General features: G+C 44.6%; 19 protein-coding genes and 1 pseudogene. 14 read left to right on the top strand and 6 right to left on the bottom strand.

All coding sequences use genetic code 11. The features are described 5' to 3' along the window. Positions 1-85: 85 nt before the first annotated feature. From LPW36_RS03275 to LPW36_RS03235, 9 genes and pseudogenes are all read left to right on the top strand, one after another. Positions 86-256, top strand: a complete 171-nt coding sequence (locus LPW36_RS03275; protein ID WP_230608047.1) for a hypothetical protein — start codon at positions 86-88, stop codon at positions 254-256. A 7-nt stretch (positions 257-263) separates the two neighbouring features. After that, positions 264-1,037, top strand: a complete 774-nt coding sequence (locus LPW36_RS03270; RefSeq protein ID WP_230608046.1) for an OmpA family protein — start codon at positions 264-266, stop codon at positions 1,035-1,037. Positions 1,038-1,291: 254 nt separating this feature from the next. Beyond that, entirely contained in the window at positions 1,292-3,454 is a 2,163-nt protein-coding gene (locus tag LPW36_RS03265) for a type I secretion system permease/ATPase (protein ID WP_230608045.1), read from the top strand. Between the two features lie 23 nt (positions 3,455-3,477). Beyond that, positions 3,478-4,734, top strand: a complete 1,257-nt coding sequence (locus LPW36_RS03260; protein ID WP_230608044.1) for an HlyD family type I secretion periplasmic adaptor subunit — start codon at positions 3,478-3,480, stop codon at positions 4,732-4,734. 5 nt (positions 4,735-4,739) lie between these two features. Continuing rightward, positions 4,740-6,995 (top strand): TolC family protein, encoded by a 2,256-nt coding sequence (locus tag LPW36_RS03255; protein ID WP_230608043.1) that lies wholly within the window; start codon positions 4,740-4,742, stop codon positions 6,993-6,995. 84 nt (positions 6,996-7,079) lie between these two features. Next, the gene (locus tag LPW36_RS03250; RefSeq protein WP_230608042.1) at positions 7,080-7,364 is read left to right on the top strand and encodes a hypothetical protein; all 285 of its coding nucleotides are present in this window, start codon (positions 7,080-7,082) and stop codon (positions 7,362-7,364) included. Between the two features lie 199 nt (positions 7,365-7,563). Next, a pseudogene (locus LPW36_RS03245) lies at positions 7,564-7,911 on the top strand (BCCT family transporter); the annotation flags it as partial. Positions 7,912-8,121: 210 nt separating this feature from the next. Beyond that, positions 8,122-9,054, top strand: a complete 933-nt coding sequence (locus tag LPW36_RS03240) for a LysR family transcriptional regulator (RefSeq protein ID WP_230608041.1) — start codon at positions 8,122-8,124, stop codon at positions 9,052-9,054. 57 nt (positions 9,055-9,111) lie between these two features. Beyond that, positions 9,112-9,336 (top strand): hypothetical protein, encoded by a 225-nt coding sequence (locus tag LPW36_RS03235; protein ID WP_230608040.1) that lies wholly within the window; start codon positions 9,112-9,114, stop codon positions 9,334-9,336. A gap of 168 nt (positions 9,337-9,504) precedes the next feature. On the opposite strand, the gene LPW36_RS03230 is transcribed toward LPW36_RS03235, so the two are convergent. The 4 genes from LPW36_RS03230 to LPW36_RS03215 all read right to left on the bottom strand — a co-directional run bounded on the left by LPW36_RS03230 (position 9,505) and on the right by LPW36_RS03215 (position 14,091). Beyond that, on the bottom strand, positions 9,505-10,209 hold the full coding sequence (locus tag LPW36_RS03230) for a LutC/YkgG family protein (RefSeq protein WP_230608039.1): 705 nt from the start codon (positions 10,207-10,209) through the stop codon (positions 9,505-9,507). Between the two features lie 2 nt (positions 10,210-10,211). Beyond that, a complete protein-coding gene (locus LPW36_RS03225) occupies positions 10,212-11,633 on the bottom strand; it encodes a LutB/LldF family L-lactate oxidation iron-sulfur protein (RefSeq protein ID WP_230608038.1) in 1,422 nt (473 codons plus the stop codon). An 11-nt stretch (positions 11,634-11,644) separates the two neighbouring features. Then, a complete protein-coding gene (locus LPW36_RS03220; protein WP_230608037.1) occupies positions 11,645-12,364 on the bottom strand; it encodes a (Fe-S)-binding protein in 720 nt (239 codons plus the stop codon). Positions 12,365-12,546: 182 nt separating this feature from the next. Next, complete coding sequence (locus LPW36_RS03215; RefSeq protein ID WP_230608036.1) at positions 12,547-14,091, bottom strand: L-lactate permease; 1,545 nt, start codon at positions 14,089-14,091, stop codon at positions 12,547-12,549. Between the two features lie 178 nt (positions 14,092-14,269). On the opposite strand from LPW36_RS03215, the gene LPW36_RS03210 reads away from it, so the two are divergent. The 3 genes from LPW36_RS03210 (at position 14,270) to LPW36_RS03200 (ending at position 16,451) form a co-directional block, all read left to right on the top strand. Beyond that, positions 14,270-14,665, top strand: coding sequence for a VOC family protein (locus tag LPW36_RS03210; protein WP_230608035.1), 396 nt, complete (start codon positions 14,270-14,272; stop codon positions 14,663-14,665). Between the two features lie 63 nt (positions 14,666-14,728). After that, the gene (gene tilS / locus LPW36_RS03205; protein WP_230608034.1) at positions 14,729-16,066 is read left to right on the top strand and encodes a tRNA lysidine(34) synthetase TilS; all 1,338 of its coding nucleotides are present in this window, start codon (positions 14,729-14,731) and stop codon (positions 16,064-16,066) included. Positions 16,067-16,133: 67 nt separating this feature from the next. Next, positions 16,134-16,451 carry a c-type cytochrome gene (locus LPW36_RS03200; protein ID WP_230608033.1) on the top strand — a complete coding sequence of 106 codons (318 nt, stop codon included), beginning with the start codon at positions 16,134-16,136 and terminating at the stop codon, positions 16,449-16,451. A gap of 56 nt (positions 16,452-16,507) precedes the next feature. Here the strand turns inward: LPW36_RS03200 and rof are convergent, their stop codons facing one another. Together rof and LPW36_RS03190 are read right to left on the bottom strand one after the other, a co-directional pair. Continuing rightward, positions 16,508-16,774, bottom strand: a complete 267-nt coding sequence (gene rof / locus LPW36_RS03195; protein ID WP_228398175.1) for a Rho-binding antiterminator — start codon at positions 16,772-16,774, stop codon at positions 16,508-16,510. Next, entirely contained in the window at positions 16,761-16,961 is a 201-nt protein-coding gene (locus LPW36_RS03190; RefSeq protein WP_108901554.1) for a YaeP family protein, read from the bottom strand. The genes rof and LPW36_RS03190 overlap by 14 nt, the downstream gene beginning before the upstream one ends. 342 nt (positions 16,962-17,303) lie before the next feature. On the opposite strand from LPW36_RS03190, the gene LPW36_RS03185 reads away from it, so the two are divergent. After that, positions 17,304-17,852 (top strand): YaeQ family protein, encoded by a 549-nt coding sequence (locus tag LPW36_RS03185; protein ID WP_230608173.1) that lies wholly within the window; start codon positions 17,304-17,306, stop codon positions 17,850-17,852. Between the two features lie 3 nt (positions 17,853-17,855). Further along, positions 17,856-18,272, top strand: coding sequence for an alternative ribosome rescue aminoacyl-tRNA hydrolase ArfB (gene arfB, locus LPW36_RS03180; RefSeq protein ID WP_230608032.1), 417 nt, complete (start codon positions 17,856-17,858; stop codon positions 18,270-18,272). The last annotated feature ends 147 nt before the right edge of the window (positions 18,273-18,419 follow it).

Genomic DNA, 18,419 nt, shown 5'->3' with positions numbered 1-18,419 from the left:
GGCAGTCCTTTCGGAACACTGCTTAATTTACCAATAACTGAATAAACCGGGAGTAAATATGTTTAGGGAAAACAAGAGGTCTGAAGTGAATAAGCTGACAACGCTATTGCGTACTTCTATGATGGGACTGGTTCCTGCTTTACTAACTTTCAATGTAGCCGCCACTAACGTACCAGTGAATGATGTAATGGATATCAGTTCAACTGAAGGGGGGGGAAACACCAGCGGCTCCAGTAGTGCTGACACATACAGGTAGTCAGTATGTGTCAGTATCCAGAGTGAGTGAAAGTTTGGCTCAGGTGGTGTTTTACCGCTCATCTGGTGATGCAGGTGTAGGTGTTTCTAACGTTTATGTGGATCGTGAGTTTCAGGGTGCATTAAAAGACGGTGAATTCACCGTGTTCTGTGTGGAGCCTGGCAAACATGTCATTGAATCCTATATGGATGATGCGCCAGGTTACAGCGGTAAAAGAACACCCGGATCATTAGCTCGTTTAAATGGGGGTAAAACCTATTTTATAGAAACCAGTCGCGTGCCGAGTATAGGAACACCAATTGCCGTTACTCGTGCTCAGGCTGAAAGTAAACTGTTCAGTTATAAAAATGGTACGGTTATCAATCGTGCATCCACAGTACGTGCATGTGATTATGTCGAGGGTACGCCATTAGGAAATGCTCTGTTCAGGTTCGCCGGTAAAAAAGTATCGGATATCGAAGTGGGCGGCGTGGAAATTGTGCAAAAGATAGCAAATAACATTAACAAATTGCCAGCTGGTTCTCGTATAAACGTAGTAGGCCATGCTGACCCGGTTGGTAACTCCGTATTCAACCGAAAACTGTCACTACAACGTGCCGAAACCGTTAAGCAAATTCTGATCTCCTACGGCGTCTCGCCAACAATATTGTTCACCGACGGTCAGGGCGATAGCAACCTCACGGTTGACTGCACTGACATGCCAAACAACGAACGTAACCTCTGCAACCGCGCTAATCGCCGGGTTGATATTATGATTCAAATCGACAACAGCGTTCAGTAATAGCATAAACAGGGATAACCAAACTGGTTCAATATTTGAATCGGTTTGGTTCCTAAAGCGATTAGACGTTAATTAAAAATAATATTCAGTGGTTGTTAACTGGTATAGGGCTTTTGCAACTTAAATATTGGTCAAAATAAATATAACTATTTGATATATAAATTTTTTATGTTATCGGCGACTTTAAGGGGATTTACTAACAATATCAAAAAACAGTAGCAGTAATATTTACTAAAACAGGAATAACTAAAACTATGAGCCAGGATTTTGCCCCCGCAATGGACGTTCAAGACGATAGCTTACTTTGGTCCGTTCAGTGGTTGGCCGCTTACTACAATAAACCTGCCAGTGCTGCGGTACTGTATGCCGGGTTGCCAAAAGAGCCAAAGCTTACTTCCCAACTTGCCCTACGCATGCTGGGTCAGATAGGTATGGGCGCTGCTTGGGTAGAGCGGGATTTAGGGCAATTATTCTCTTATCTGTTCCCGGTGGTTCTTACTCGTAAAGATGGTAGCCATTGCATTGTTATTGAAAGAATTAGTGACAAAGGGGGGACTTCATCCTATCGGGTAGTCTTACCTGAAAACGGTGGAGAAGTCACTCTGTCTGCTCGTGCTTTGGAAGCAATGTATTCCGGTTATGCCTTGCTGTGCAATCCAAAACCTAAACTTGATGAACGCAGTAACGATTGTTTGCCGGAACCCAATAAAGAAGGGCATTGGCTGTTTTCCACTCTGTGGCGTTACCGCCACTACTTCGCCAGTGCGGCAATGGCAGCTTTGTTGGCTAACATCCTGACTTTGGCCTCAACTTTTTTCACCATGAACGTCTATGACCGGGTAGTACCTACTCAGGCTTATGTAACTTTATGGTCGCTGGGGATTGGCGTTTTTATCGCGATCATCTTCGAGTTCATCTCTCGGTTAGTGAGAGCTCACTTGTTTGATATTGCCGGTAAAAAGGCAGACTTACTGTTGGGAACAATGCTGTTCAGACAAGTCCTTGGTATCCGTATGGAGAGCAAACCTCAGTCCTCCGGCGCTTTTGCTAATCAGTTACGTGAGTTTGAGTCAGTACGGGATTTTGTTACTTCAGCCACCTTATCAACGTTATCAGATTTGCCGTTTTGTGCCTTATTCCTGTTTATTATCTATCTGGTGGCTGGACCATTAGTGCTGGTTCCACTGTGTGCAGTACCAATTATCCTGATTGTAGGTTTGTGTGTGCAATGGCCTCTGGCCAAAAATATGAAGGAGAACCTGCGAGAAATCTCTCTGAAACAGGGCTTGTTGATTGAAACTATTGACGGTCTGGAGTCGCTGAAAGCCGCCCAGGGAGAAGGGGTGATGCAAAAGCGCTGGGAAGATTTTAGTGCGCTCGCTGCTGCAACCTCAATGAAATCTAAAGCATTATCCAGTACTACCACTACCTTTGTCAGTTTTATGCAGCAATTAACAACAGTGGCAATTGTGATATGGGGCGTTTACTTGATTCATGCTGGCGAATTAACCATGGGGGCGATGATTGGTGCTGTCATATTATCCGGTAGAACTTTATCTCCTTTAGCATCCGTAGTTGGGTTAGCTATTCGTTTTCAACAGGCAAAAGCCGCTTTAAGCTCGCTAAATCAGCTAATGAAAATGCCTACTGAACGTGATGAAAAAATTCATTACCTGTCAGCCCCGAATTTTACTGGCAATCTTCGATTAAAGAATGTCAGCTTCAGTTACCCAAGCGGTGGAATGATGGCTGCTCCTGTGGTGCTACAGAAAGTGAATATATCCATTCATCGAGGTGAACGGGTGGCGATCCTCGGTAGTATCGGTAGCGGTAAGTCAACTTTATTGAAAGTGATGGCTCGATTGTTCCAACCAGGGGGCGGTCAACTCATGATTGATAACGTAGATGCCACTCAGGTGGATACGGCGGACTGGCGCACTTCTGTGGGTTATGTTGGACAGGACAGTCGTCTGTTTTTTGGTTCTTTGCGAGAAAACGTCACTATTGGTAATCCATCAGCCTCTACTGAAGAGCTATTGCAAGTGGCGAGCATGACCGGTCTGGATAAGGTCGCTATGCGTCACCCTCTGGGATTTGAGATGCCTATTGGTGAAATGGGGCAGGGAATCTCCGGCGGTCAAAAACAGTTGGTATCGTTGGCGCGCTGCTTACTACTGAAACCAAAAATTCTGCTGATGGATGAACCGACCAGTTCCATGGATGCCATGACTGAACAGTTGTTCATTAATAAATTGAAAACTTCGATTGCCGATCAAACGGTAGTACTGGTGACTCATCGTTTCTCATTACTGGAATTGGTAGATCGGTTGATCGTACTGGATGACGGTAAAGTCGTAGCCGACGGGCCAAAGGATGAAGTAATCGCCGCGTTAAAGGCCAACGGTAAGACGCAATAATAATAAAAGGGAATCCAGACTTAATGACAGACAAGAGACAACAACCAGGTGGCGGTTTACCGGCACCGACGGGAAAAGTAAAAACCAGCGATCTACCTTTTATGCGCGATTTGCAGGTGGCACTGATCGAACAGAAAACGCCGTTCAGTCTGATCATGCTGTATTTAATCGGCGCAATTCTGGTTATCGCCATTGTCTGGGCGAAGTTCGCTCGGGTGGAAGAGATCACGCTGGGTGAAGGCAGAATTATTCCCGCCAGCCGTGAGCAGATTATCCAGAGTCTCGAGGGTGGAATACTGGAAGAATTGAATGTTCGCGAAGGTGATGTTGTTGAGAAAGGTCAGGTACTGTTGAAAATTGACCCGACGCGAGTAGGCGCTATCTATCGTGAAGGAGTATCAAAAGTAATTGGCCTGAAAGGTACTATCGCTCGCCTGAGAGCTGAAGCCTACGGTACGCCGTTAGAGTTTCCAATGGATGTACTGGAAGTGCCGTCAATAGTGAAAGATGAAACTCAGGCTTTCAATGCCCGCAAGCAAACGCTGGACGAGAGTGTAAAAACCCTGCAAACCAGCCTGAAACTGGCGGAGGACGAAATTAATTTGTCCGAACCCTTAATGAGAAAAGGCCTGATGTCAGAAGTAGAGCTGCTGCGGATGCGCCGTCAGGCCAACGAATTCCGCCTGCAAATTGCCGAACGTCAGAATCGATTTCGCTCAGAGGCTAACGCCGAACTGAATAAATTTGAAAGCGAGCTGGCACAGAGTGTGGAAAATGTGGCTGCCCGTGAAGATGTGATGAATCGTACAACCATCGTCGCACCAGTGAGAGGTACGGTGAATAACATTAAAGTCACTACTGTAGGCGGGGTTATCCAGCAAGGCGGGGAGATTATGGCGATTATTCCATTGGAAGATAAGTTATTAGTGGAAGCGAAAATTAAACCGTCAGACGTGGCTTTTCTGCACCCGGGACTACCAGCGACAGTGAAGATCACGGCTTATGACTATGCCATTTACGGTGGTTTAAGTGGCACGCTGGAACACATCAGTGCTGACACCCTGAAAGATGAAGAGAAGATGCGTCAGGGACGTGGTGATACCTCCTATTACCGTGTGTTAGTGCGTACTGACAAAGCGGCGCTCAACGCCAAAGATAAAGTCTTCCCTATTATGCCGGGCATGATAGCCACAGTAGAAATCAGAACGGGAGAGAAAACCATACTGGATTACATTCTGAAACCCGTCTTGAAAGCCAGAGAAGCGTTTAGGGAGCGATAAGGTAAATGATGAAAATGAGACAACGAGCTCTGTTGACATTATCTTTATCGGTAACAGTAACTACTGCTATGTCAGCACAGATGGACGATAAATTATTACAGGCCTTACAGCCGGGACGCCGTGCGGGCGCAGTAAATCAGCCACCACCGACGATAAAACCTAAAGCGGTTGATATTCCTGTAGCACAGGTTGAGCCGGTGATTATCACCCCTACGCCGATTTCTGCAACTCCTGCTCGTGAGGTGACACCGGCAATTATCATACCGCCACCTGCTCCGGTGGTGACAGTAGGTCGCGATGGTAATAACTGGTCCACAGGTACTAAACATACAGCAATGCCTGTTTCTACTACCCACAATAATAAAGGTTGGGTGCCGGATATACCTGCTCCACCAGCTTCAGTGGTTATAGTAGAACCTTTGCAAGATCCTGCTCCAGCTATACCGTTGATCACTGCGCCAGTTACTACAGTAGGACGTGATGGTAAAAGCTGGGTGGCAAAGGGCAGTTCGGTTCAACAAACTAAACCATCAACAGCAGTAGTGTCAGCTTTAGATGATGATGCTCTGGAGTTTGCCCCCATTGATGCGGCGGAGAGTAAAGTAGAAGTTATTGCTGCTGGTACTGCCTCTGCCCGCGTAACAGAACCGGAGCGTAAGAATGCACAGAATCCTGCGTCCATCGCTACCAGTCAATCAACCAGCGTTAAAACAACGGTGGCAACGGCCAACAGCCATGATACGGAGCAACTTACTTTTATCGATATATCATCGGATAGCGAACCGATGACGGTATCCACGCCGGTGAAGCCGGATGAAAGCAAGCCGACAACCCTGCTGACTGATACCCAACCTGTGGTTCAGCCAGTATCTACTATCAAAAACGATAACGCATTTACCAAAACCGACGATAAAGTTCAGCAGGATATTCTTAACTGGGTGGTCAAGGATACTTCGCTGAGCGCGCCGGAAGAGAGCGTTCAGTCAGGGATTTCGGTCAAGGCACCAGGTTATGCCACCAAACCGCCAGTGGCCGGTAAAGGTATCCCATCCATTGAGTTTGTGAAGAACACCGTGCGTCAGGCACTGAACTTCAGTCCGGAAATTCGTAATGCGCAGGCCACATTTACTGCCGCTAAATATGACACGGATGAAATCAAAGGTACCCGCTGGCCGCAGGTGAAAGTGGGCGCTAACTCGCCGGTATCTAACTTTGGTAGCGGTACTCGCAACAATAACTCCTCGGACATCAGTGATACCAGCGGTTCAGTCTCGGTAACCACTACAGTGTTTGACTTTGGTAAAACCGGTAGCGGTATTCAGAGTGCAGAAGAGCTGTCTAAATCATCATTGCAGACGGTGAAACTGATTCGTAATCAGGTTGCTTATCAGACTATTGAAGGTCTGTTGACACTGGATAAGTTTCAGAAAGACATCAAAGTGGCGAAAGCCTATGAAAAACGGATGTCTGATTTAGTGAATATGCTGTCGCAAATTACCCGGACCGATAGAGGTCGGGGCAGCGAACTGGTTCAGGCCCGTTCCAAACTATTACAGGCTCAAACCAATGTACAGCAGTTGGAAAGCAACTGGCGCGATACCCAAATCAAAATGACCCGCCTGCTGGGGCATGAGGTTCAGATACCGGAAAATCTGGTGTGGGATGAGTCGAATATCAATTCGGGCAGTATTCTGGCCTCGTTGGATAACCATCCACAAATTCAGCGGGCGAAAGCGGAGCTTCAGGCCAGCCAGTACAAGGCTGATGCTATCAAGTCTTCAGCTTATCCCAATATTAACTGGATAGTGTCAAAAAGCACTGCCAAAGACAGCAATGACGATGAACAATCCTGGTACACGGGTATTAACGTGGAATGGGATCTGTTTACCGGCGGTTCGGCCTCGGCATCTCAGGCAGCGGCAGTACAGCGCGCTCAGGCCACCCAGATGCAGTTCGAAACCACGGTGCTGGAGCTGAAATATAAAATCCGCAGCATGATCCAGGTACGAAACTCGGCTTTTAAACGGGCGAAAGAATACCAGGCATTGTCATCAGAAACGGATCGGGTGAGAACTATGTTCTATGAACAGTGGTACTACCTGGGTAAGCGGTCACTGTTGGATGTCCTGACCGCAGAAAATGACCATTTCAATAATCAGATATCGGCTATCAATAATGAGTTTGATGGCTATACGGCCAATATCAACATCATGGCGGAGTCCGCTATGTTACTGGGTTGGCTGAATATGCCTGTTTATTGACCCTGAATGTTTCTTTTTAAGGGGTGAATGTCATTAATTTTCAATTTGTTAATTTGTTTTGCGTTAATAAATATGGAGCTGAATATGAATAGTTATTTCAAAAAAGCAACACCTATTTGTCACCATTGCGGAGAATATGATTGTACTAAAAAACATGGGATAGGTAAGGCGGGGATTCAACGTTATTACTGCATCAATTGTCGTAAAACCTTTCAGACCACTTATGTATATAAGGGAAAAGAGGTAAATATTGCTGCTCAAATAGAGCGCCTGTTGGAACAACACCATACTCCAGAACAGATAAGTTTTGAAATGCAGATCCGCCTGTCGAGAGTGGAAGCTTATATTAAACAATTAGAAAACGCATAATTGTTATATATAATTGAGGTAATATTGAACTAATTAAAAATTTAATCAAATGTTTGATTATTATTTTTATTCATTATGTTGATCTATTTTCTGATTTTTTTGTGAGAATGTAATGCAATATTAATTAAAACACATTTGAAGGCAAGTGATTTCTGAATTTGAAAATAATTGAACAGAGTTCAAAGAAAGTTATATATGAAAAAAATATCATTATTACTCAGCGATTTTGATCTTTTTATTAGTTGCTTTTGCTGCAATTTACCCTGAGTTTGCTGACAAACAATTCAAGGCATTACAGCAGCAAATTTATATTAATGCCAGTTGGTTTTATGTATTGGCAGTAGTTCTGATATTGCTAAGTGTAACTTTTTTGGGACTTTCTCGTTATGGTAGTATCAAGTTAGGCCCAGATCATGCCCAACCAGACTTTAGTTATCACTCTTGGTTTGCCATGCTTTTTTCGGCAGGGGTGGGTATTGGCTTAATGTTCTTTGATGTTGCTGAACCCGTAATGCATTATTTGTCGCCACCTGTTGGAACCCCTGAAAAATATTAGTGTTTCTTTTTGATAATGACACTAAAGTTAAGTTTAATAAAGGGTATCCAACAAGTATAAAAGCATTGCTATACTTAAGTTTATCTATCATAACAACTTAGAAAGAAAGCGTTTTTCCATAGCAGAGATTTACCAGAAAAGTAGTTCAGGGAAGTAATTATGGTGTAACATACTATAATAAAATAATAAGGTGTCTCATTTATGATGAAAAGTAGCTTTTCTCGTGTAATTAGAAGTGATATAAATCTTTTGGTTACGCTTTACTTTTTACTTAAAACTAAACAAGTTAGCAAAGCTGCGCGACAGATGCATCTTGGTCAACCAGCAATAAGTCATCAATTGGCTCGTTTGCGAGAATTGTTTGATGATCGACTACTCATACGTAGTGCAAATGGCATGAAGCTGACTCCGTTTGCTGAACGGCTATACCCTGAATTAGAAATTATTTTAGCAGACTTAGAGGTGTTGCTTGACAAACGTCGAGACTTTAAGTTTTGCACTCCTCAAAAAGATGTTTACAGAGTATGTGTGCCGGAAGATATCTATATTAATGATATCTCAGTTCTTTTATATAACTTTGCACAACGTGAATGTGTCGGAACAACAGTAACGTTTGAAGTTTTTACTCGTTATGATCAATGTATAACGGATTTAAACAATGGAAATATTGATTTTTTCTTTGGGCAATGTAGTTCGTTATCAAAGGATATCTGTGAGATTGAGTTAATTGAAATGGAATATTTTTTGACCGTGAGACAAGGACACCCGTTAGCGGAAAAAATTGTGAGTCTTAATGAGATCACTAAATATCCCTGGATAGAGGTGTTATTCCGTGAACAAATACAAAGCCTGGCAGAAAATCTTTGGGGAGATGCAATATTAAACATGGAAACAGTATTGAAAACATCTTCAACCAGTGCTGCGGTAACTCTTTTACGTCAATCAGATGCGATATGTCTTTTCAGTAATGATTTGGTTAAAAAAGATAATTTATCAACTATAAAAATACAGGGGCAAAAACTTGTAATGATGAATTATGTATATTGGCATAATTCTATGAACGATGATGAATTTCATAAATATATACGGGAAAATCTTATTCAACAATATGTATCTGAAAACGTTTTTAGCTGAGAAATAAATATTATAATAATTGTTTTGAAACGTATTTAATTTTTATTAAAGATAATTATGTTAAAAATAAATACATTACAATTAAGCGATAATTTACGCAGTGCAAGGATGACGGTTAATCAATTTAGAAATGCTTTAATATTATTATCATGTGTTATTTTAGTCTTTTTTCGTATAGTTTTTGCTAAAGAACATAATATTCAGTTGATTGAAAACACGGCAAAATCTGCTGTTTTTGTTCAATCATTCTCTAGAACAACCAATTCAGAATTGACTGCTTAACACCCGGTAAACTTCATTTAGCGCCATGCTTACATTTTGCTGTAATCTTGATGGAGGCCTGATTGATAAGTATGTTTCAGCCATCGCTGGATGTATAGCCAACAGAACAGAAATAGTTAGTGGAAGAGGGCAGGGAAACCATCTCCCTGCCGCTGTGATATTGCCCGATTAGCAGTCTTCCAGTACGACATAGGCAGCATGAACTGGACCGTGAACGCCAAATACCTTGATTAACTCAATGTCGGCAGTGGAGCTTGGGCCGCCAATCAGGTTAATACAGGATGGCATACGTTCGCCCGCTTGAGCCATATGATGCAAGTGTTGAGCCATTTGCGCTACGCGTGGCAAAATGGTGCTTTTACGCAGTACGAAGATGGACGTTTCTGGCAGCAGGCTAACGGAACGGCCTCGTTCCGGCGCGGAAAACAGCACTACGCCACCGGATTCCGTCAAACCAGCCTCTGCGTAGGCAATACCCACTTTGGCTTTTTCGGCCATATGAATATTTTCGTCCCCTTTGTTTGGGTCCCACACCCATGCATCAAACTGCTCTTTTAAGGCTGCGGTAATACCTAAGTCAGCTAAACGCGGGTCACCGCTGATAATTACCGGAGCACTGCCGTAATCGTCGCACAGAGACATAAGATCGCCAATTAACCCTTCAGGACGACTCAGTACACATTTTACTTTCTGCGTGCTGGCAAACTCCATAAACTCCAGGCAAAGCTCATCCTGAATTTTATCCGTCAGGCGAGTTTGAGGATAGTCATTGACCGGTGGCTTACTTTCTGAGGGCGTTTTACGTACTTCTCGCCCTAACTGACGGGCAATCTCATCCAAAAATGCAGTACGGTTTTGTTGATTCATTAACATAATTACTTATTCCTCTCAGCCTGATGACGCTTAAACCAACTGCGGAACCCTTCACCGTCTGGCGCAGGTAAGTCACGGGCATCCATCCAGTCATTGAGTACATCAATTTTAAGCGGTACTTTACCGTCTTTAATCATCCAGTTAGCCATTTTGGCACCCATAGTCATACCGACTTTCCACAGGGCAGGATGGGCGTTTGCATAGTTAAACAGACGGGTGAAACGTCGTTCGCCTTTTGGCGTCAGGCCGGTTTCTGCCATAACCCGGCGGTGTTTAACGATCAGTTGTGCTAAAGGAATCTTCACCGGACACACCTGATTACAGGCATTACACAATGAGCAGGCGTAAGGGAGATCGTGAAAGTCTTCATAGCCTCCTAACAGAGGTGAAATAACCGCACCAATGGGGCCGGGATAAATAGAACCATAACCATGACCGCCAATCTGGCGATAGGCTGGGCAGGTATTCAGACAGGCACCGCAGCGAATACAACGCAGAACATCTTTAAATTCTGAGCCGAGGATTTTTGATCGACCATTATCAACAATCACTAAATGGAACTCTTCCGGCCCGTCAACATGCCCCGCTTCGCGAGGGCCAGTTAGCCAGGTGTTATAGCTGGTTAAGCGAGTACCCACTGCGCTGCGGCACAGCAGCGTAATTAACACGTCAACCTCTTCAAAGGTTGGGGCGATACGTTCCATTCCCATAACGGCAATATGCGTTTTAGGCAGGGTCGTTGCCATACGCAGGTTACCTTCATTGGTAACCAGACAAATACTGCCGGTTTCCGCCACTGCAAAGTTACAGCCGCTGATGCCAATATCGGCTTCCAGAAAGTCCTTACGGATGCGTTCACGAATAAACAGCGTCATGGCTTCCGGTGTTTCGGGGCCGTCATATCCCAGTTTTTCATGCAGGACTTTTTGAATCTGATAGCGGTCTTTATGAATTGCCGGAACTACAATATGAGATGGCGGATCGTTATCTACCTGAAGAATATACTCACCAAGGTCGGTTTCAACGACTTCAATACCTTCAGCTTGCAGTACATGGTTCAGTCCAATCTCTTCGGTAACCATAGACTTTGACTTCACCACCTTTTTCGCCTGTTTCTGACGGGCGACATCGCGAATATAGTCGGTGGCTTCTTCTTTAGTTTTGGCAAAATAGACATGCCCGCCGTTTTGCGTCACTTTTTCTGACAGCTGATACAGATAGGCATCCAGGTTTTCAAGCACGTGGTTACGGATTTGCTCTGCGCGATCGCGCCACTCTTCCCAGTGGCCCAATTCATTAACCATAATTTGACGGTTGGCTCCGATACGTTCCTGAGCCATAGCCACCGCTTTACGCATGATGGTGTCTTCCATCTCTGCTTTGATACGCGGTTTAAAATCTATGTTGCTGGTTTTCATCGACATGAGATATCCCCTTAGCGGCTCATTAACACTTCAGCGATATGCATCACTTTTACCGGACGCTTTTCACGTGTCAGACGCCCGCTGATATTGATCAGGCAACTGGTGTCAGCACCAATCAGGTAGTCTGGTTCGACATCCATAATGTGCTGAACTTTCTCTTTCACCATTTCACCGGAGATTTCAGACATCTTGACGGAGAATGTACCGCCAAAGCCGCAGCAGGTTTCCTGATTAACGATTGGCAGCAGTTCCAGACCTTCAACGTTATTTAGCAGGGCAATGGGTTCATCTTTCACCCCAAGTTTGCGAAACAGGCTGCACGATGGGTGATAAACGGCTTTTCCCGGTAAGCGAGCGCCTACGTTTACTACCCCAAGCTGGTGGACGATAAAGCTGGTTAAATCTTGCATACGATCGGCAACGGCCTGTGCTCTGGCAGCCCATTCAGGTTCATCCGCCAGATGGGTTGGGTAGCTCTTAATAGCATAGGTACAGGAGCCAGCAGGGGACACGATTGGATAATCATTATCTTCAAAGGCGGCAATCAGCGATTTCATTGCCGGTTTGGCATCATTAACATAGCCGCTGTTAAGCGCCGGTTGGCCACAGCATCCCTGACGTTCAGGAAAAAGCACTTCACATCCCAGTTGTTCCAGCAGCAGTACGCTATCGCGGGCCATATTGGCCTTCAGTGCGTCACCGATGCAGGTAACATAAAAATTTACTTTCATATAATAGTTACTCCGAAGATATAGAGATGCATCAGGCTGACGGCCGCTTTGTCAGCGATTATCATAATGAGTATTCCGTTAGCGCATCATTTTGGGGCTGATATACCGGCTCCCTGTGCGAAAGCCGGTAACAATCGGGTACGAATTTTATCACTGCCTAAATGTGTTGTATGTGATTTGTATTATGAATAGAACAAATAGTACATAGCACCAATTTTCAGACCAAGAATAATAATATAAATCGCACAGTACTTAAGGGTTCCTGACATGATGGCACTGCTTTGTCCATCCATTCGGGTTGCCGAAACGGCGATAGCAATACTCTGAGGAGAGATCATTTTGCCGCCGGTTGCCCCGGATGTATTGGCCGCCGCCAGCAGTATTGGGTCAATGCCTAACTGAGTGGCTGCGCTGGTCTGTAGCTTGCCGAACAGGACGTTAGAGTTGGTATCGCTGCCGGTAACAAAAGTACCCAACGCACCAATCATTGGAGCGATAAAGATATAGCCGATGCCGGTAACGTTAACCAACGTATTCGCGATATCATTAATCATGCCGCTGGTATCCATAACCGTTGCCATAGCAACGATAGCCGTAATGGCAATAATGGAGTTTTTCAGCTGTACTACCGTGCCCCAGAGTACGGATAGCATGGTTGACATTCTGGCACCCTGAATGGTCCCGCCAATAAAAGTAGCGATAATAATCAGTACACCAGGGGTACTTAACCATTCAACTTTTAGCTTCAGAACCTGACTATCACTTAATGCATAAGGAATGACGCTGGAGATTTGTCCTGCGCTATTTTTAATGGCCGGGAACAGCGGAGAGCACAGCAAAATAAACAGGAACGTTAGCAGATAGATAGCACTGGCGCGCATCAGGTCAGCGCGGGAATAGTGCGGCTTCTCAGTTTCTGACTGTTCGTTTTGCGTTTCCTGTGCTGCTTTATGACGTTTTGCCAGGAAAATAGTGACCAACATACTGACCAGACTACCCGCAAAAGCCGGTAGTTCAGCGCCAAGATAGGTGGCGACGAAGTATTGAGGAATTAAGGTACTTACGCCACACATCAGGGTAATAAAGAACACACCTTTGATGGCTTTGATACCATTACCGGTAATGGCGACAATGACGAAAGGAAGCAAGATATTGAACAATGATAATTGTACAATAATCATGCTACTAAGCTCTCGTACTGGTAATCCGGTCTGCTCTGCCAGAATAGAAACCGGAATACCAACGGCACCAAAGGCGGTAGGTACCGTATTCACTATCAGCGAGGCGACCGCTGCTTTTAACGGATTAAAGCCTAAAGCGATAAGGATACCAATGGGAATGGCGACCGCAGTTCCATAGCCTGCGGCAGCTTCCAAAAAGCCACCAAAACACCAGGAAATCAGCAAAATCTGGATGCGTTTATCATCACTGATGCTGGCCAGAACGTTTTTTATCACATCCATGCTGCCGGTTTTCAGCATCAGGTTATAACTGTAAATAGCGCCAAGAATAACAATGATAATTGGCCACAACCCTTTAGATGCACCATAAAGGGTCGACATGGAGAGGCTTTGCACGGGTGTTTTCCAGAAAAAACCGGCAAGGGCTAAAGTAATAATTAAAGAAATGATAACCGCATAATGTATAGGGGTTTTTATCTTTAAAATCATTACAATTAACGCGACCAGAGGAATAACCCCTAAAATAAAGGAAAGAGATTCAGACATGGTTATACCTTATATTGTGTCTATCGTTTTGATTTAGCCGCGAATTTTAGTGGTTATGGTTTTACTATTCAGTGAGCTGAATCGAGTTAGTCAGAAAAATAACACAAAATGGTTATTGTATGATAATTGCTAATGCACTGATTTAATTGATTATAATTTTAATATCTGGAGTTTTTTTATGCTTAAAGTTGAAAAAATACACCATATAGCGGTCATTTGCGCAGATTATGAGCGTAGCAAACATTTCTATTGTCATACATTAGGTTTTGAGCTGTTAGCTGAACACTATCGCGCAGAGCGCCAATCGTGGAAAGCCGATTTGGCAATTAATGGCGACTATCAGATAGAGTTATTCTCTTTTCCACATCCCCCTGCCAGACCATCACAGCCGGAAGCTTGTGGCTTAAGGCATTTGGCTTTTAGCGTACAGGATCTGAATGCCGCCGTAGCTCAACTGGCTGCGGCAGGGGTGACGTATGAAGCGATTCGTGTTGACCCTTATACAGAAAAACGTTTTACTTTTTTCAACGATCCGGATGGATTACCGTTAGAACTTTATGAAGAGAGTGAGTAAGTTGCTCGTTATACGAGAGTATTTTGATTAACATAGGGTATCTCTTTTTACAGGTAGCCCTATATGTCTGATGAAGCACTGTGCAATGACGTTATACAGCAGGTCGATGCAACGCTGAAAAATGATGACCGCATTCTGGTGGCATACAGCGGCGGTATTGACTCGTCGGTATTATTGCATGCGCTGATGACAATAAGAGGGAAATTAAGACCCGCGTTAATGTTACGGGCAGTATATGTACATCATGGCCTGAGCAAGCACGCCGGAGAATGGGCGGAACATTGTCGATTGCAGTGCGAAAAATGGAACATTCCATTACAGATTGCTTATGTTAACGTAGAGCCGTCCCTGACGGGCATTGAAGCAGCGGCCAGAGAAGCGCGCTATCAGGCGCTGAGCTATCTGTTATCTGATAGCGATGTTCTGGTGACAGCACAGCACCGGGACGATCAGTGCGAAACTTTTTTACTGGCGCTAAAACGGGGCAGCGGACCAGCGGGGCTATCGGCCATGCCGGAAAGAATGATGTTTGGTGATTATCAGCAGGTGAGGCCATTGCTTAATGTGTCCCGTCAGCAAATTGAGGATTACGCCAGAATTCAAAAACTTCGTTGGGTTGATGACGACAGCAATCAGGACGCTCGCTTCGATCGAAACTTTTTACGTTTGAATATCCTGCCCACTCTGGAGCAGCGTTGGCCTCAGTTTTCCCGCATGGTGTCCCGCAGCGCTGCTCTGTGCGCGGAGCAAGAGCGATTATTGGATGAACTTCTGGCTCCGACATTATCCCGGTTAGTTGATGTGAATAGTGCAATAGATATTGATGGATTGTCATCGGTATCTGATAGCCAGCGCCGGGCGCTGCTACGCCGTTGGTTGAGTCAGCAAGGCATGATGATGCCATCACAGGATCAACTGGAAAAACTGTGGTGGGAAGTAGCCCTGAGCCAGCAGGATGCAGAACCGCAGCTAAGGCTAGGGAATTATCAAATTCGCCGCTATCAGCAGCGCTTATATTTGTTACCCATCATGCAGCCGGTTGATGAGATTCAATTGGTGTGGGATGGAAAGTCGACACTACGACTCCCTGATTCATTAGGTGAATTGACGCCGGATGAGCCGGGTGAGGTTGTTCGTAGCCCAGGGGCAGATGAACCGGTTACCGTGCGTTTTTCTGCGCCAGGTAACCTGAAAATTCATATCGTGGGGCGTACCCATTCCCGTAGTCTGAAAAAGCTTTGGCAGGAGTTGGATGTCCCCGTTTGGCTGCGGCAAAGAACACCGCTACTATTTTATGGCGATAAGCTGATTGCAGCATTAGGCGTTTTTGTTACGGTTGAAGGTCAACGACAGGGAGACGATGCAGGCTGGAACATTCGATATCAGAAAAAATCATATTAGCAGTCTGGTGCTAAATTCATCTACACTATTTCATTGATAAGCAATGTAGTTTACAGAGGTCAAGATAATGAAAAAAACGTTATTGTTACTATCCTGCGCATTACTGTTTAGCTTCTCTGTACAGGCTGCTGGCGATGCTGCCGCGGGTAAAGCTAAATCGACAAGATGTGCCAGCTGTCATGGTGTTGATGGTAAGATTTCAATTCCAACCTACCCACATCTCGCAGGGCAGAATGAGGTCTATCTGGATAATTCAATGCATGCCTATAAGAAAGGGGAGAGAACAGGCGGTATGGCGGTAGTCATGGTTGGATATGTGCGTAGCCTTTCCGATCAGGATATTGCCGATTTGGCAGCTTACTACGCCAGCTTAGGTGAGAAGTAGTCGATATTCAGGCAGAAATTAAACGGGCAGTGATAACGCTGCCCGTATTAAATATATCAGTCAGCAAGACTGATCTCTATTTTACCAATTGTTGGATGGCTAAAATAAACAATGCAATCGAGTCTCAGCTCTCTTTGCTGACCATCGACTTCAACAATCAGATACTCGACCTTTTTGCGCAAGAGCAAATCGCAGGCTTTCGCCTCCAATTTCTCACCATCTTCTAACTTAATCTCGAGGACTAAATGGTGCTGACAGGCGAGCTCTAAATTATCATAGTCATCACAGTTTATGGGTTGGTACTCTTTTTTAGTCATCACCATAATCACTCACCAGTAAATTAGCGGCAGCATAGGCCGCTTGTTCCCTAACGGCAGACGATAGCGTTTCATCAGCTGCTATATCGTCTAATGTTTTTAATACGCATCCTAACGCATCAGATACATATCCAAGATCGCCGCTGGCTATTTGCGCATATTTACGACGAACAGGTTCGCTGTACTTCTGCATAATACATCCTCCTTTGCAGCTAATCTTTGTGTTACGGGCGTTATCTTGCAACGCTAAATCAATATCAGAGCTTGCTCATCATTAATTTCAGTGCTGACTATAGCATAGTTGTGATTCTTTATATCAGCTACTTGGGGATGGTTTAGTGAATAAATTTGTCAAGATTCACTGACAAAAGAGATGATACTGCTATTTGGTTAACATGGTGATGTTATAGGGAAAACAGAATTGTTAGTGGTCATCAGGAGGCTGATGCCTTCCTTCGATTGGATTAACGATGTGTTCCTTCAGCGAATTGGTTACACTAGCCGCCATTCAAACTATTTACACTGGCATTTCTTCATGGCATTAAAAGCAACAATTTATAAAGCGACCGTTAATATTGCGGACATGGATCGTCAGGTTTATTCAGATACGGTGCTAACGCTGGCGCAGCACCCGTCGGAAACCGAGCAAAGAATGATGTTACGGCTGCTGGCCTGGATATGCCATGCGGATGAACGTTTATCTTTTACTAAAGGGCTTTGTGCAGACGATGAGCCAGAAATCTGGTTACATAACGACCATAATGGCATTGTTCTGTGGATTGAGCTGGGGTTACCGGAAGAGAAACGATTAAGAAAAGCCTGTCATCAGTCAGAGCAGGTTGTGCTGTATGCTTACAGTGAACGGGCGGCAAAAGTATGGTGGCAGCAAAATGAAAGCAAACTGGCTTCTCACCGTAATTTACTGGTGCGGTTTCTGGACGATACACAATTGAAACAACTGACTTCAATGTGTACTCGCAATATGCAATTACAGGCAACCATTCAGGATGGTGCTATCTGGCTGTCAGACAATCAGAATAATGTTGAACTGACGTTTGAGACCTGGAAAACGCTGGGTGAATAATTAATGGGTTTGGTGATTTCGGCTGGTGTAACTATCCCTGATGATGAAATTGTCTTAACGGCAATTCGCGCACAGGGTGCCGGTGGACAGCATGTGAATAAAACTTCAACCGCGATTCATCTAAAGTTTGATATTCACGCCTCCAGCCTGCCTGAGTTTTATAAGCAGCGTTTACTGACCTTGAACAGCCACCTGGTAACCAGTGAGGGTGTGGTAATTATTAAAGCGCAGGAATATCGCAGTCAGGAACAAAACCGTGAAGCGGCATTAGCCCGATTAACCACATTAATTCAGGAAGCTACCCGATTTCAAAAAGTGCGCAGGGCAACTGCTCCGAGCAAAAATGCCAAACGTAAACGGCTGGAGAGTAAAGTACGGCGGGGAGAAACCAAAAACCTGCGCGGAAAAGTCGATTACTGAAGATAAAAAATCCCGCCGTAGCGCTGAGGAATCCCCAGTAATGAGCAGGTAAAAAAAGACAGGCATAGAGTTTTGTGATCTACTGATTGTGCTATCAATTCAATGAGATCACCTCTATGCCTGTTTACCAAGTATGTCAGAAGTTTT

Source organism: Limnobaculum eriocheiris, from assembly GCF_021010575.1.
Taxonomy (GTDB): Bacteria; Pseudomonadota; Gammaproteobacteria; order Enterobacterales; family Enterobacteriaceae; genus Limnobaculum; species Limnobaculum eriocheiris.
The sequence above is the reverse complement of the archived record's forward strand: the minus strand, read 5'-3'. Positions and strand labels throughout refer to the sequence as shown.